The organism is Streptococcus oralis subsp. dentisani (assembly GCF_003944205.1).
GTDB lineage: Bacteria > Bacillota > Bacilli > Lactobacillales > Streptococcaceae > Streptococcus > Streptococcus oralis_BH.
Genome location: NZ_RJPH01000020.1, coordinates 1 through 14,228 on the forward strand (window position 1 = coordinate 1; position 14,228 = coordinate 14,228).

The 14,228-nt window shown below is 34.8% G+C and carries 13 protein-coding genes and 2 pseudogenes; 1 reads left to right on the top strand and 14 read right to left on the bottom strand.

The features are described from left to right. Positions 1-33: 33 nt before the first annotated feature. The 8 genes and pseudogenes from D8805_RS09470 to D8805_RS09505 all read right to left on the bottom strand — a co-directional run. A pseudogene (locus D8805_RS09470) lies at positions 34-267 on the bottom strand (hypothetical protein); the annotation flags it as partial. A gap of 292 nt (positions 268-559) precedes the next feature. Next, positions 560-1,330: a type II toxin-antitoxin system toxin PezT gene (pezT, locus tag D8805_RS09475; protein WP_125417034.1), complete on the bottom strand. Its 771-nt coding sequence runs from the start codon at positions 1,328-1,330 to the stop codon at positions 560-562. Then, positions 1,330-1,806: a type II toxin-antitoxin system antitoxin PezA gene (gene pezA, locus D8805_RS09480; protein WP_022524938.1), complete on the bottom strand. Its 477-nt coding sequence runs from the start codon at positions 1,804-1,806 to the stop codon at positions 1,330-1,332. The genes pezT and pezA overlap by 1 nt, the downstream gene beginning before the upstream one ends. A 70-nt stretch (positions 1,807-1,876) precedes the next feature. Then, on the bottom strand, positions 1,877-2,149 hold the full coding sequence (locus D8805_RS09485; protein ID WP_045773570.1) for a hypothetical protein: 273 nt from the start codon (positions 2,147-2,149) through the stop codon (positions 1,877-1,879). Between the two features lie 37 nt (positions 2,150-2,186). Continuing rightward, positions 2,187-2,570 carry a DUF5945 family protein gene (locus D8805_RS09490; protein WP_023916201.1) on the bottom strand — a complete coding sequence of 128 codons (384 nt, stop codon included), beginning with the start codon at positions 2,568-2,570 and terminating at the stop codon, positions 2,187-2,189. Then, on the bottom strand, positions 2,567-2,800 hold the full coding sequence (locus D8805_RS09495; protein ID WP_000152419.1) for a DUF5965 family protein: 234 nt from the start codon (positions 2,798-2,800) through the stop codon (positions 2,567-2,569). The genes D8805_RS09490 and D8805_RS09495 overlap by 4 nt, the downstream gene beginning before the upstream one ends. 50 nt (positions 2,801-2,850) lie before the next feature. Beyond that, positions 2,851-3,936, bottom strand: coding sequence for a toprim domain-containing protein (locus D8805_RS09500; protein ID WP_000401893.1), 1,086 nt, complete (start codon positions 3,934-3,936; stop codon positions 2,851-2,853). 9 nt (positions 3,937-3,945) lie between these two features. Further along, on the bottom strand, positions 3,946-4,587 hold the full coding sequence (locus tag D8805_RS09505; RefSeq protein WP_023916200.1) for a hypothetical protein: 642 nt from the start codon (positions 4,585-4,587) through the stop codon (positions 3,946-3,948). Between the two features lie 159 nt (positions 4,588-4,746). On the opposite strand from D8805_RS09505, the gene D8805_RS09510 reads away from it, so the two are divergent. Further along, the gene (locus tag D8805_RS09510) at positions 4,747-4,944 is read left to right on the top strand and encodes a hypothetical protein (protein WP_001841477.1); all 198 of its coding nucleotides are present in this window, start codon (positions 4,747-4,749) and stop codon (positions 4,942-4,944) included. Between the two features lie 13 nt (positions 4,945-4,957). On the opposite strand, the gene D8805_RS09515 is transcribed toward D8805_RS09510, so the two are convergent. The 6 genes and pseudogenes from D8805_RS09515 to D8805_RS09540 form a co-directional block, all read right to left on the bottom strand. After that, the gene (locus D8805_RS09515; RefSeq protein ID WP_048769523.1) at positions 4,958-5,254 is read right to left on the bottom strand and encodes a DUF5966 family protein; all 297 of its coding nucleotides are present in this window, start codon (positions 5,252-5,254) and stop codon (positions 4,958-4,960) included. Between the two features lie 13 nt (positions 5,255-5,267). Beyond that, positions 5,268-5,552, bottom strand: coding sequence for a DUF5962 family protein (locus D8805_RS09520; protein WP_125417036.1), 285 nt, complete (start codon positions 5,550-5,552; stop codon positions 5,268-5,270). Between the two features lie 74 nt (positions 5,553-5,626). Then, on the bottom strand, positions 5,627-11,857 hold the full coding sequence (locus D8805_RS09525) for a DEAD/DEAH box helicase family protein (protein ID WP_185774596.1): 6,231 nt from the start codon (positions 11,855-11,857) through the stop codon (positions 5,627-5,629). A gap of 56 nt (positions 11,858-11,913) precedes the next feature. Continuing rightward, entirely contained in the window at positions 11,914-12,324 is a 411-nt protein-coding gene (locus tag D8805_RS09530) for a thrombospondin type 3 repeat-containing protein (RefSeq protein ID WP_049510505.1), read from the bottom strand. A 245-nt stretch (positions 12,325-12,569) separates the two neighbouring features. Further along, positions 12,570-12,839 (bottom strand): annotated as a pseudogene (locus D8805_RS09535) (phage tail tip lysozyme); the annotation flags it as partial. A gap of 247 nt (positions 12,840-13,086) precedes the next feature. Continuing rightward, positions 13,087-14,228, bottom strand: a 1,142-nt coding sequence (locus D8805_RS09540) for an ABC transporter ATP-binding protein (RefSeq protein WP_260469938.1), incomplete at its 5' end; no start/stop codon positions are given.

The window sequence follows — 14,228 nt, forward strand, 5'->3', positions numbered from 1 at the left end:
CTATTATTATAATATCACAAGGAAATATTGTTGTCAATACTTAAATAGAATAAAAAACTTCCCACTAAACAAAAATTCTAGTTCACGGTTGATAATGCCAGCAACCAAATTCATTCGTAATCCGAAGCGTTTACGATGATTTCGATAGGTTATTGAAAACATTTTAAACATTTTAAACGTTTTTCCTTTGGCAACAATATTTTCAACCTTGATTCTCTCCTCAGATAGCGCATGATTATAAGATTTATCTTCAAGAGTTAGCTGCTTGCATTATCAACCGTGAACTAGGATTTTAGTTTTTCAGGAAATCTTTTTATTTTTTCAAACTTTCTCCTTTCGCTTTACCATTGGCTTGAACAGCTTTATTTTTTGAAAAAAGACAGTAAAAAAGCGCAAAAAAATCACTTCCTGCGCTATACTGTAATTGAATTTTTTTAGATTTAGCGTTAAAACTGTTTCCTCAGTCCTAGCACCTTTTCTTTGTTGATTATAAAGACTTTTCGACCACCCCACACAACTAACAAAAGTTATCAGTAGACTTTACTTTAAAATTTGATATCTAACAACCATTTCGATTAGTTAAATCTTTCAATCTTTCTTTTCCAGACTTAAACATCTCTTTCTCTACCTGACTCCACTCCCCAAACAGTAACTCTTGAAGAACATCTGCTGCTGAAGTTGTATTTTCTTTTGAATCATATACACAACTTCTATCTCGTTGATAAATTTGAATTCTTTCAAAGATAGCTAGTTCTTCTAATTGTCGTGTATTATCAACTAGATGATTTACAATGAAATCATGATGTTCTTTTGAAGTTGCGCGTGCTTGATTTGGATTGATAGCGTACAGTTCTTCGTATCGGATAAGAGTACTCAGATAGGACAGCTTTGGCTTTGTCGCAATCAAGGCTAATTGTACTTCATATCCCTGATTTTTCAAGAGTTGTGCTGTTTTCTCTGGAACATCAACTGTTCGTAAAGTTCCCTCTATCAAAAGATTGTATCCCAAATGACTCAATTCGGTTACTAAATACTCTACCATTTTCCCCGCAAAATCCTTGGTGTATTCAACGCTATCTTTGCCATATTCTTGCTGCAGTTCTAAATAGTGTGGATGTTGAGAGCGAAAACTATCGCCATCTATGATAACAATATTTCCTTGAAATTCTTTCTGTTTAATACGATGAATTGTAGTCTTACCAGCACCACTTTGCCCTCCAAGCAAAATCGCTATAGGTTGCTTACTGGACTTTTTTCCTCTTGTCAGAGAACGAAGATTCCGTGCTAGAGCATGTTTGAATTCACTATCAGTATAATCTTGGATTTCCATTAGGCTACCATCCGTTTTTCAGATATCTCTAACATACGTTCAATTCCATCCAAATAGCCGCTATACCTCTCTATTTCATCAAAATTATCTACTAAATAGATATTCGTATGAATCAAGTCAGATAGATCATCACTCATTAAAATCCAAGGATTAGATTCATCATCAATGCTAATTCCCTGACTATCTTGATAGCGATAGAGTCGAGATAATAGATTAGCACCTCTTTCTTTCACAATTTCAATTTTTAAAGTCAATTCATAATCTTCAACAGGATTGAGCATTTTATCTTCTCCTACAATATCGACATAAGATACATTAAACTTCTGACAAATGATGTCAATTAATTCCGTAGAGACTGAACTCGTTCCATTTTCATACCGGCTCAAGCTATTTCGAGAAATTCCTACAATTCGGGCAAAGTCGTCTTGTGTTAAGTCATGTGTTTTACGTAAGGATTTTATGTTCTTTCCAATCATGGCAAACTCCTTTTATTTTTATACCACCATTATAACATTTAGAAAAAGCAAATGCACCATTTTTGGTGCATTATTGGCTGTTTTTCCTAAATCTCTCTAAATTCTTCTCCAATTGTTCCTTATGAAGTTGATTTTTAGCTTCCTTTAATGTGTCGTCCAAAGTTTCTTCCCTATAAATTGATTCTGTTTTTACTTGTTCTGATTCTTGATCTGGAGTGAAAATGATATCTAACAGTCGGTCTATTTTTTCAAGATCTTGGACAGACATATCAGATAGTCTATGAATCAGCTTTTTAAATACATCACTATTGTCGTGATTTTTCTTAAAAAATGTTGTAAACATCTATAACCTCTCAAAAAAAGCAGCCTATCAGGACTGCTTAGTGTAATTCCGAAATCGCATCATAAATGGACTGTAATTTCTTATTGTCTTTATTCTTTGTGTCAATAAATGTATGTAGCTCTTCAATTTTCTTTTGACTGCTTTGAATATCGCTATTGTTATCCGCAATAAGTCTTTTAAGATGTTGCTGATAACTTGTAGTGATATCTGTCTCTTTTCCTGTTCTAACCTCTGTAACTTTGGGTTTAGAACTAGAATTTGAATCCGTCACAGGTGCTTGTTTTCGCTTTTGAAAAGCTGCTTCATAATTTACATCATTACCTCCTTGATGATTTCTAAATAAGGCCGCAATTTTATCTGGATCTTCTTGATTTTCTGATTTACTTTCTAATGGTTGATTAAAATTCCAATCTTTTGTCATTCACTCATTTCATCCTTTCTAAATTCAGAATCATCGAATTGTCTTTCTTTACCAAAGGCATGGTCAAGAGCTTCTTCAAAACTCATGTGACTAATGCTTTGACGCCTTTTGAACGTCGCAAACATCGCTGTCTCCAGTTGTTCTTTGTAAGCAGCGAGTTTTTCTGTCTCTCTTGCTACCTTACTTTCTTGCCTAGTGACCTTTTCTTCTAAGCGTTCAATAATGGTCATATACGATCCTCCTTCATTCTAATATTAGCTAAAACATCTTGATTTTGTTATCACAATTCTAAACATTGAGAGGTTTTTCTTACTGGTTGATTCCTCAATGTCTCTTTTGCATTCTCTATCATCAATTGTAAATCTGATTTCTTTTCTCTAAGGACATCATTCCAGTCTACTTTTTCTTTCCCAGATTTATTATCAGGGAAATCCAGAAAAACAGGAAATCCTGATTGAGATAACTTATCAGAAAAATCTTTTCCTGCATCATCACAATCTACCGCAAGTGTCAATAAATCAGGATGATTATCAAAATAGCTGGTGGTATCACGAATTGTATTGATTAAAGGCAATAACTTTGAAGGTATTACTGTATCCAAAAATTCCAACCTCTGATTTTCTTCAGCTATCAGTCGTAAAGTTTGATAAGCAACAACAGACCTTTTTAATCCTTCCATAGATACCAAACGAACATCAGTTAGACTTTGTTGATGAAGTTCGTAATAGCTCATTAAGTCGATGAACGATTCACAAAAGACCAGTCTATTAGGTTTACCAATATCAAAGGATATTCCAACATGTCCATGGCTTCCTTTTAGAATCGTTTTTAACCTCTCTCTAGGAAGAGAGTGATTCTTATAAATCCCTTGGAGACTTGCTGCCTGCAGCTTGTGACGATGATTAAAGCTTTTAAAAACAATAACAGGTTCAACTGTTTCATTTGTTTTCCAACTAGCTTGTACTATCAAACCTTGTTGAATCATCTTTTGTACGATTTCTTCTGAAATTCCTCTACATTCTGTTAAGTAATATCTGGCCAGACTACAGTGAGAATCTTCTATTCTCTTTAAAGGATAATAAAATGGTCTCTCTCTTTTTTCTTGAACAGTTTCTTTTTGAAAAGGTTCTTCAGAAAGAAAGGCTAGAGCTTCTTTAAAGGAAATTCCCTTAACAAGTCGAACAAAATCAATGACATCACCTTGAATATCTCTTGAAAACCATTTAAAAGTATTGGTAGTTGAAAAAATCCGAAATGAATCGTGTTCAGGATGTTCATAGACACTGCTCGAAACTTGTTTAAAGGAGATACCTAAACGACTTGCTACATCAAGAATTGAAATTTTCTTACATTCTTCTATTTCCATGCAATATCATCATTTTGTCGTAGTATTTGGCAGTGATGGAACAGATGAGGATTCTTCTAAAGTTTTAGGAGTTGCCTTATCTAAATCATCTAACCCAGATTTCCAAACCTGTACTTGGTTGACCAATAACTTACCAGGTAGTTTAGAATAGGATAACTTAACTGTTCTTGTTTCTGTCTGATTCGTCTTTGATTGGTTGGCATTCTTTAAATCAGATACATAGGTTACATTATAAGAGACCATGGCAATAGCTTGATTCGTAGTCTGATTGACAAAGATATCAGCTTTTTCGAAATGATAATCTAAAATATAATCCTTATACACTTGGTTCATGGCATCATTTTGACTTGACAATTCTTGGGAATAAGCCGATTCAGTCATATAAGGTTGAATACGTGTATTATTTTCTCCGAGCTTTTCTTTCGTATAGTACTGTGTCAAAAATTCTTTTACAGTATCTGATGACAAAATACTTGCTTTATCTTCTGCTTGTTTGTCCTCTACAAGTTTAGCTGCAGCCAATTCGATTTCTTTGCGACTTTTTTTAGCAGTAGAATGTTGACCAACAGTATATCCCATCATGAGAATAAAGCTAGTTGCGGCTACTGCTCCAACACTAATTAACGCTTTAGTTTTGACTTTATTTAACATCTTAGACCTTCTTTCTATAAAAACTAGGTCAAGAATAACAAAAAGAACTTGTAAGTTTTATCACATCACAACGAAAGGTAATTCCTACATTTCAGGCGAAAAATCGTACAGTTCAGAGAAAAATATCAAAATTAGCTGTCTTCAGTTTATAATATAAATATGAACAAATTAAAAGAAGAAAATTTGAGAAGAGCTCTTTCTCATATTGAACGCCATAAACAAGCCATAAATACAAGTAATAATAGTGAGGATAATGATTTTCATAAATTATTACTCCAATTTAGCTATGATGTATATGAAAGAATCAAGGCAAATAAAAAACCTTATCCGAATTTAGATTCAGATAAAGTCTTTTAACCGGATAACAAGTTTACATATTTTCCTTATTTTTGGACTTTATGAAATGCCAACTGAATCCTAGAAACAACATTAGATTGATGAAAAGGTACACAGCCGTAAAACTAGTTAAACCATGTTGTCTGAAATCATCAAAGTATAAAGTAGGTTCAGTAAAGAACAGATAAATTCCATAGCCCTCCACGAAAATAAGAAAACTGACAAAACCAATCAGGAAAAGTCCACTGGCAATAAGAAAGAGTCTCCATAAAAGAATGAGAATTCCTCCTACTGCTAAAAAAATTACTGGGATAAGGAGTAAATCATTCATGACTTTCTCCTTTCTAGTCAATCAATTGACGATAATGGGTGGCAAGAGAGGAATCAAACTCTTCTAATTTTTGAACCAAGTCCAAATAATCCTCTTTTTCATGTTCTTCAAACTCCACACCTCGATGATTCTGAAGTGCGATTTCCAATTGACTAGTGAGTTCTCGTATAGAAAAACTGTAATCCCCCGTCACTTCCTCATAATGTTCCTTTAACTCCTTGTAGGCTTGGTATTCTTCAGGCGTTTGAAATCCCTGTACCAAGGCCTCTTCTAACTGATAATAGGTATCTTCCATCATAATCGTTACCTCGTTTCTTTCTATCTTTATTCTACCGCGCTTTTCTTTTTTTGTCCGCTATTTATATATATTTTTTAATCTAATTCAAAAGAAAGTTGTTCTTGCTTTTCTTTTCCTTTTTCGTGGAATTGCCTTAAGGCTTGATCAATAATATCTAAATCCGTTTCTGTTTCAATCAATGGCGCGAGTACATCGTATTCGGCCTTTTTAATTTGATAATCATCTTCCTTTGGAAAATTTTTCTCAATTTCTACCTTAGCAGTAGTCCATTTATCCTTTAATTCATCCAATAAGCTCTGCGTTTTCACTTGGTCCTCCTTAATGTGATCAATCGTATGTTGGAGTCTTTGAATTGTCCCCAAAGGAGAATACAAATCTAAACTGACAGAATACCGATTTTCTCCTACAATCTTAACAGAGAAAGTTTCAGGAAGAGGTTGATTTGTTGGAAGACTAAGCATTTTAATGTCAAATCCTCGATAACTGGCTAGGGTACGTAATTCTTTAATATCAGCTTGATTATGACGGATAAGACGGTGTAGGGATTCCCCTGCTTCAGCTCGTTGCTCAAAAGCTTGCTTGCCTACCGTCATAGAAAATGATTGGTCTTTCGACATTTCAGACTGTTGAATGTCGCCTTCATACTTGCTTAATCGTTTCTCAAGAATGGGAATATTTTCTTCACAGTAAGAGATTGTATGACGATAGTGATCCTTGCTACGTTGAAAGGCGCGTCTTTGATTTTCTAATAGAGTTAGATCATTCTCTAGTTCCATCTTATATTTTAGATAAGGATTACCTGTTGCTAGTGCCTTAAAATCAGAAGCTGTCATGGTCTGCTCATCAATGTCTTCTGCAGCACGAATCGGCTCCTTAGAAGTCATAATCTGCTTAATATAACGGAGTTTGTTCTCCTGAGTTGCCCATAGATAATTATCAAACGAACCTTTGGTAATATAGTGGTAAATATCCACTTCCTTGTTTTCATTTCCCTGTCGGATAATCCGTCCATTGCGTTGCGCAATATCACTTGGTCTCCAAGGGACATCCAGATGATGAACTGCTTTCATCTTGCTCTGAACATTTAAACCTGTTCCTCCTTTTTCGGTTGAGGCAAGGAGAATCCGCACCTCTCCTGCATTGACCTTTCGAGATAAGCTATTCTTCTTTTCGTCACTATTTGCATCATGTACAAAGGCAATCTCCTTACTAGGGATTCCTCTATCAACTAATAAAGCCTTAATCTCAGAATAAACATCAAAGCCATTGTCCTTTTTCTTAGGTGTGCCAATATCTGAAAAAATCATCTGAGTAGCCTTATTTTCCATTCCTTCACGATAAATCCTTTCAACATTATCCACTACCTGAAGCAGTTTATGATTGTCTGCTAGACTATAACTAGAGTCCAATAAACGCATATCAATAGCTAGTTTCCGTGCCTCACCTGTTATCTTTAACATGTTATCCTGACTCGGATCAACTGTTCCACATTTGACCATATCTGACCTCATAACTAATTCTTCTAAATAGAGTTTCTGGTTTTCAGTTAACTCACTCTCAATAGGGATAATATGAGCTTCTGGAACAGGTAAATCCAACATATCTTGTGTTTGAATGTCGGCTGTTTCTTTATAGATTTTCATCAACTCAGGTAGATTGACAAACTTTTTAAATCGTTTCTTAGGCTGATACTTATCCCCTGTAGGAGCTAATTCCATAGAGTTTTGAATTTCTCCAAAAGCACCTACCCAAGAGTCAAAATAATCAACTTGATAGCGTTTTAAGATATCTGGTTGAATGTAGTTCATCATAGTATATAACTCACTAATAGAATTGGAAACAGGTGTTCCTGTCGCAAAGACAATGTTTTTAAAATCATGTTCTTCCTGAATCTGTCGAACCTTCATTTCCATATCCACATTCTTCTTAGAAGTTGTATTAGTAATCCCTGCTACATTCCCAAGTCCAGTAATTGGACGAATATTTTTAAAGTGATGTGCTTCATCCACAAAGAGAAAATCAATTCCTAGATTTTCAAAATCAATAAAACTATCACGATTAAAGCGTTGGAGTTCTTCCAATTGTTTCTCTAGACCACTTATTGATTGTTCTGCTTCTTTAACGGTATACTTATTTTCAGAATGTGTTTTAATCTCTCGTAGTTCATTGAGTTTATCCTCGATATAATTCATCTGTCTTTCCTTACTGACAGGGATTTTTTCAAATTGAGAATCCCCAATGACAATGGCATCGTAATCTCCTGTAATAATACGTGACACAAATTGTTTTCTTCTCGCCTTCACAAAATCTTTCTTAGTGGTCACAAAGACTTTTTTAGTAGGGAAAAATTTCATGATTTCTTGGCCAAATTGAGCAGACAAACTAGAGGGCACCACATACAAGGGCTTATGAACCATCCCCAACTCCTTTAATTTAAAGCCAGCACCAAGCATAGTCAAAGTCTTTCCTGAACCTACCTCATGAGCTAATAAGGCTCTTTTTTCTTCTACGATTCTTTGAATGGCATTCTCTTGATGAGGACGAAGACTGATGTTTTGTGCCAAGCCATCAATGACTAGATGACTACCGTCATACTCTCGACTAACCGTTCGATTATAAAGACGATTGTAACTTTCTTCAATGACTTGTTGGACTTCTGGATACCGTGAGACAAATTCTTGAAAGAGCTCTTGTAAATGCTGCTCTTTCGCTCTTAGAACCGAAGTTTTTTCCAAATCTGTGATGGCCTTTTTCTTTTCTCCTTCCGTAACAGTCATGGTAATCGTCGGTTGGTTTGAATTTAGTAAATTCTCAAAAATCTTTCTTCCTGTATCATAACGTGAGCCACTGACTCCAAGACTACTATCTTTGGCACTTGGATAGCGATAAGCAAATGATGTCCGTAAATGAATCTGCCCATCAACAGGATTCACTTCAATGACCTGTGCAACCTCTGACGAAGACAATTCAAATTCACGATTGGTAAAACATTCAAAGGCAAATTTACCATAAACGGATTGAGGGATCCAACGTGAGCCTATTTTAAACTCAATATCTGCCAGATGAATCCGTGGAGGGCGAACAGATTCTAACAAATCTAAAGCATGGGACCAGTCATATTCTTGGTTGTTTTCCTCTACTAATAGTTGAACTACTTCTATCTTATTGAGAATGTCTCCTGATAAAAACTGATTCTTAGAAAGGTATTTTCTTTCCCCTCTTAAATAGCTTTCTGGATCCATTAAAATCTGGTCTCCTAACTCATCTAAAATAGCAGCTTGGCTATGTTCGGGATAAATTGATACCATATAGTCTAAATCAACCCCTCTACCATCCGATAAACTGGAGTTTAAGGCATCTAAAGCTGTTGATACTCTTGTAATCACTTTCTCCGGCCTAACCAATGCTTTCTCAAAGGCTAAAGATTTTTTATATTTTACTTTCTGGTCTTTAGAATCGATGTATTCATCTTCTAAACTTGCTAGTAAAGAATACTTATCGTCACTATCAAATAAGTTCCGATTGACTGAGGCATTCAAGTATCCAAATTGACTTACAAAACGGTCATAGTTACGATTGAGTTTACTAAGTAATACCTGAAAATCTGTTCTACTATAATCTTGATGGCGTTGAATTTCAATTAAGGATTGATAGGTCTCTCTTAAATCAACCATTCCCTTAATGCGACTAATGTCCTTATCCGATAAGGGACTTTCATAAAAGACCGTTTTTTTGAACAAGCCCTTATATTTCCCTCTTTTACTCGCTTCTTCTGACTTGTATACATCTAGTGCTTCCTCATCTGTCAAATGAAGTTGCACGAATCGATCTATTTTATGTACAGACAAAGAACTGTCCCAGGCTCTAAAATCTCCCTTCTCGTCTACATAATAACTAATTTCGTCCACTTTTGAACTTTTCCGAATGCCATGCGTATCTCGGTAATAAATTTGATTTCCCTCATATCCAAAAGAATAGAGCGCTAAGTTCTCACGAATACGACTTGGGATAGAATGATCCACTTTTTCTTGGATAAAAACAGGTTCTTTCAAAGAATTGTCAATTGGTTTAGGTGCCTCCACATTCTCTAATGCTTCCATAATGTCAGTAGTGAATGTTTCTGATTCCCCCTTAACATTGAGGGTTCCTCCATTAAAATTACGAACCTCATATTCACCCAAAACTTGTGTATTGTATTTCCCATCAAAATAAGGATTGATCCAGACACGCTTATCCTCCTCAAAGGGAATAGAACCACTAAAAACAAGTTCCTCTTCATTAAGATTCTTTGCTTGATCCTTTTGAAAGAAGAGGAGATCTGTAGTCACTCGAGTACCTGCAATCTTTTTAAAAGCCGTATCCGGCAACCGAACTCCCCCTAAAAAATGAGTGTTGGATTTAATCTCTTGTAAGACATTATCTGTCCGTTTATCCATTGTGCCAATAGAAGAGATAATCGAAACTTGTCCTCCATCTCTTACTAAATCAAGTGAGTGTTTGACAAAGTAATCATGAATCATATAAGGTTTATCATAGTTTTTATCTGCAATGCGAAAATTTCCAAATGGAACATTCGTTAAGACTAAATCAAAACTATTATTTTGATAGGGAACTTCTTCAAATCCTCGCACTTCAATATGGGTATTGGGGTGGAGTTGTTTTGCGATTGCGCCTGTCACGCTGTCTAATTCAACTCCATAGAGTTCTGACCTCTCTCGTATACTTCTAGGCATCGCCGCAAAGAAGTTCCCAGTCCCCATAGAAGGATCTAAAATCCTTCCTCCTTCAAAACCATCAGCCAGTAATTTTTGCCAAATCTGGCGAATAATCATTGGGTCTGTATAATAGGCTGTGAGAGAACTTTGTTTCATGGTCGAGTATTCTGATTTGCTTACTAAGCTCTTGAGAGTTAAACGTTCTGTTTCATACTTTGGATTGAGTTCATCAAAAAATTCATTGGCAAGGCCACCCCATCCGACATACTTGGCTAGTAGTTCTTGTTCTTCTGGATTTGCTTGTCGTCTCTCTTTTTCTAATCTTTTAACAAGATCAATTGCGGCGATATTCGTTTCAATTTTTTCTCGATTTGTCTTAGGATAAAAGTCCTCTAAATCATCTGGAAAAACAAAATCTTGAACGGGGACATCCGTCTCTTCTATACCTGAAATTAAAGGTTTTGTTTCCTTATCCTTTTCCTTTTCCTTTTCATTATCCTCTTCCAGATAGGAAAACAAATCTATTTCCTGGCTTTCACTTGGTGATTCAATCTCAATCTCTGAATCTTCTTTTTCAAGTTCTACCAGAGACAATACTTGTTCAATCTCTTCCAAACTGTTCAAGTATAAGATAGGATTCTCTTCAAATAACTGGTCGGAATCATTGAATAGCTCTAGGCGAACTAAGTCATTTAACTGTGCATTTTCAATCGAAACCAATTGAAATACTTGTCCTTTATAACTGACTTGTGAACCGATTGGATATTCAAGCAAAGCTTCTTCTACAATTTTATCTACTTTAGATAGGGAATGAACTTCCACATTTTCTTCTACCTGGTCAATATTATCTAAAGGTAAGACCGCTTCCGCTACTTGCTTAGACTTTTCGCTTTTAGCTTTTACTTCATCAAAATGAGTAATAATCTTCAGCTTTTGTGTCAGTGGGAGTTGTGTGTAGTTTTCTTCATGATGGACAAGATCCGTAACGGTATTTAAAGTAGCCATCAATTCTGAACCCAAATAGGCTAGAACATCTCCCTCTTTTTCTTCAAAATGAATCTCAAGAACCTCTTTTTCTAGTTCTTTGGAATCAACCATTAGAAGAAACTCCTCTATATCTCTACTAATGCGGTCAGATAGATTATTCGCAACCCGATAGACATTGACTAAATTGACATCCTGTTTCTGATGACATACAAGCTCACTTAATGGTGTTAGCTTCTCTTTTTCAGATTTGATGTAAAATCGAGTGGAAAGGTTATAGGTTGCGACTTCTAGCACCAAGTTTTTTTCAAAATTACTTAATTGAGATAATTTACTTAGACCCGCTTGCCCAAAATTTCTTGTGTAACTTTCTAAATCTTGGTCATTATTTTCAGAACTGGCCTCTAGGAAAGAAACAATATCTTGATGAAAAGAATAGACTTGAGGTATCTCTTCTATCTTGCCCTCTTCAGTCAAAAAACTCTCTACCAAGTCCTGCCATTTCTCATCAAAATGTTGCGCTTGATAACGAAGGAATAAGTCCATTTTCTCTCTATCTTTGGGAATTGTTCCACGAAACATAGCCAATAATTGCATTACTTCCATTACTTCCATACTCGCTCCTTTCATCTATACGAAAATAGGAGAATCACATGATTCCCCTACAACTCTATCTCCATTTCAACCTCTTGAGGACTGGTTTCTAAATCACTAGACAAAAGAGAAACGGCATCTGTTCTCATGTAGTAAGTATATAAGTCTTCTAGGTCTTGTTGGTTTTCAATCCCTGTTTCAATACTAATCAGAGCCTGTATAAATTCCTTGTAGTGACTCTCCATCATATCTGAAATCTTTTGTTTCATTTCCATAAATACTGATGACGGTTCCGTTAGACTTGTTTGGTCTATGTCTTGTAAATCCTTTTCTAAGGGATTGGTTCCTTCTTCTATTTCCAATAAATCTGAACGACCATCACCATCAGAATCTGCGCTAAGAGGATTGGTTCCTAGCGCCAATTCTTGAGCATCAGTTAATCCATCTTGATCCGAATCACGTTGATAAATGGCTTCCATATACTTCCTTCTTTCCTAGTTAATCTTTTTTCACTCCAATCCTATCAAATATTCCTTGAAAGAAGTATCACAACAAAAAAAGAGAACGAGCCAAAACTGCGTTCTCCTTAAAATGTAAAACATTACTATTAAAGTAAAAAAGACGACTTACAGAACCTGTAAGCCACCTAGTCAGTCGGTTTATTCTGGTGTCTACCACCGCTTGGCCCTTGAGATTTCAAAAACTCATAAATATGTTTTGCTCATTCAAACTCATCCCCACCAAACTGACTAATTGCTGGTAAAATAGTAGTCTGAAGTTGAATGACTTTTGGGAAATAAAATTGAGGATTGACATACACCAATTTTTCTTTCTTGTTCTTATACTTTTGATAAGAAACTTTCAAACCTGTATTATCTGGTGTTTCACCGATAACATCACCCGTTAGAACTCTTGTCCCCTCAATCGCACGGCCATTATGAATGGAATATAAGGTTAAGCGACTCCCATTCTCTCCTTTTCCGTTAGTGATAATAAAAAAGGAGGACTTCTACACTTTGGCGTAAAAAGTCCTCTTTTAGAAATGTATTCTTTTTCTATTATATTATTTAATAACGCATAAAAATTTTCCTAAACAAAATATCTTACTTTCACACGATAAAAGAAATTCACATACACTTATATTTTCTATTATCATGTCATGATATTTCATATTTTTATCTCCTTACATCTTTAAATCTCCTTTATTTTGATTTTTCAAATATGAGTATCACTATGGATATTTACAAATATATAACATTGTCAGCTATCGAATTTAAAAATTCTTGGTCATGTGAAACAATGAATATTATTTTCTTATCGCTTTTACATTCGTTGATCAGATGGGATATGTTCATCATATTGCAATAATCCATTCCACTAGTAGGCTCATCAAAAAACATAAGTTTAGATTTTTTACATAGTACAGATGCAATTGCTACCCTTTGTTTTTGTCCACCTGACAAGCTCATTGGATGACGATCTTTTGATTCATATAAATCAAGTTTTTTCAGAATATTTTCAACATAACTACTTTCAATATTTTTTATTCCAAGACCTACTTCACTTGCAATAGAATCGGTAAAAAGCTGATGATTAACATCCTGCATTACAAGGGATGATATTTTTAGCCTATCTGATTTTGAAAGTCTTTTGCCGTCCAAATAGATTTCATCCTTCGATTTTCTTTCTAAGCCTATAAGGCATCTGAGCAAAGTGGATTTACCAAGTCCGTTTGTTCCTACTATGCCGTAAATTTTTCCCATTTCAAAAGAGAGGTCTTTTAAATGCAATTTTTTATCTATGCCATTAAACTTAAATTCAATGTTTTTTACTTCTAAATTTCCCTTATTTTCATTTTCGGGTACTGTAAGTTTTACTCTATTCTTATTTCTTAAACCTAACTTCTTTAGCTTTTCAGACGGTATTTTCATAAAATCTATTTGAGTATATTCCTTTTGTATTTCCCCATCTTTAATCAAAAAAACTCTATCTACAATATCCATTAGATAAAATATTCTATGTTCTGAGATTATAAGAGTTTTCCCCTTATCTTTAAGTTTTATAAGCATTTCTTTTATGATTAAAATGTTTTCTTCATCAAGATTTGATGAAGGCTCATCTAAAACAATGATTTCCGTTCCAGATATATAACTTGCAGCAATACATAAAATCTGCTTTTCTCCACCCGAAAGCTTAAAAATATCTCTATTTAAAAGATGTTCTATCGGAAACAAATCCAACATATCATTTAGTCTTTCATCCATTTGTTTTTTTGAAAGTCCTATATTCTCCAAATAGAGAAGTAATTCAAGAGTAGTATTTATATTGAAAAAGTGTGTCTTTGGATTTTGAAATACATTTGATACTAAGAGCGATATTTCGT

Excerpts from the sequence above, each read along its gene's own strand:
- pezT (WP_125417034.1), bottom strand. The coding sequence starts at position 1,330 with ATGGAAATCCAAGATTATACTGATAGTGAATTCAAACATGCTCTAGCA.
- pezA (WP_022524938.1), bottom strand. The coding sequence starts at position 1,806 with ATGATTGGAAAGAACATAAAATCCTTACGTAAAACACATGACTTAACA.
- D8805_RS09485 (WP_045773570.1), bottom strand. The coding sequence starts at position 2,149 with ATGTTTACAACATTTTTTAAGAAAAATCACGACAATAGTGATGTATTT.
- D8805_RS09490 (WP_023916201.1), bottom strand. The coding sequence starts at position 2,570 with ATGACAAAAGATTGGAATTTTAATCAACCATTAGAAAGTAAATCAGAA.
- D8805_RS09495 (WP_000152419.1), bottom strand. The coding sequence starts at position 2,800 with ATGACCATTATTGAACGCTTAGAAGAAAAGGTCACTAGGCAAGAAAGT.
- D8805_RS09500 (WP_000401893.1), bottom strand. The coding sequence starts at position 3,936 with ATGGAAATAGAAGAATGTAAGAAAATTTCAATTCTTGATGTAGCAAGT.
- D8805_RS09505 (WP_023916200.1), bottom strand. The coding sequence starts at position 4,587 with ATGTTAAATAAAGTCAAAACTAAAGCGTTAATTAGTGTTGGAGCAGTA.
- D8805_RS09510 (WP_001841477.1), top strand. The coding sequence starts at position 4,747 with ATGAACAAATTAAAAGAAGAAAATTTGAGAAGAGCTCTTTCTCATATT.
- D8805_RS09515 (WP_048769523.1), bottom strand. The coding sequence starts at position 5,254 with ATGAATGATTTACTCCTTATCCCAGTAATTTTTTTAGCAGTAGGAGGA.
- D8805_RS09520 (WP_125417036.1), bottom strand. The coding sequence starts at position 5,552 with ATGATGGAAGATACCTATTATCAGTTAGAAGAGGCCTTGGTACAGGGA.
- D8805_RS09525 (WP_185774596.1), bottom strand. The coding sequence starts at position 11,857 with ATGGAAGTAATGCAATTATTGGCTATGTTTCGTGGAACAATTCCCAAA.
- D8805_RS09530 (WP_049510505.1), bottom strand. The coding sequence starts at position 12,324 with ATGGAAGCCATTTATCAACGTGATTCGGATCAAGATGGATTAACTGAT.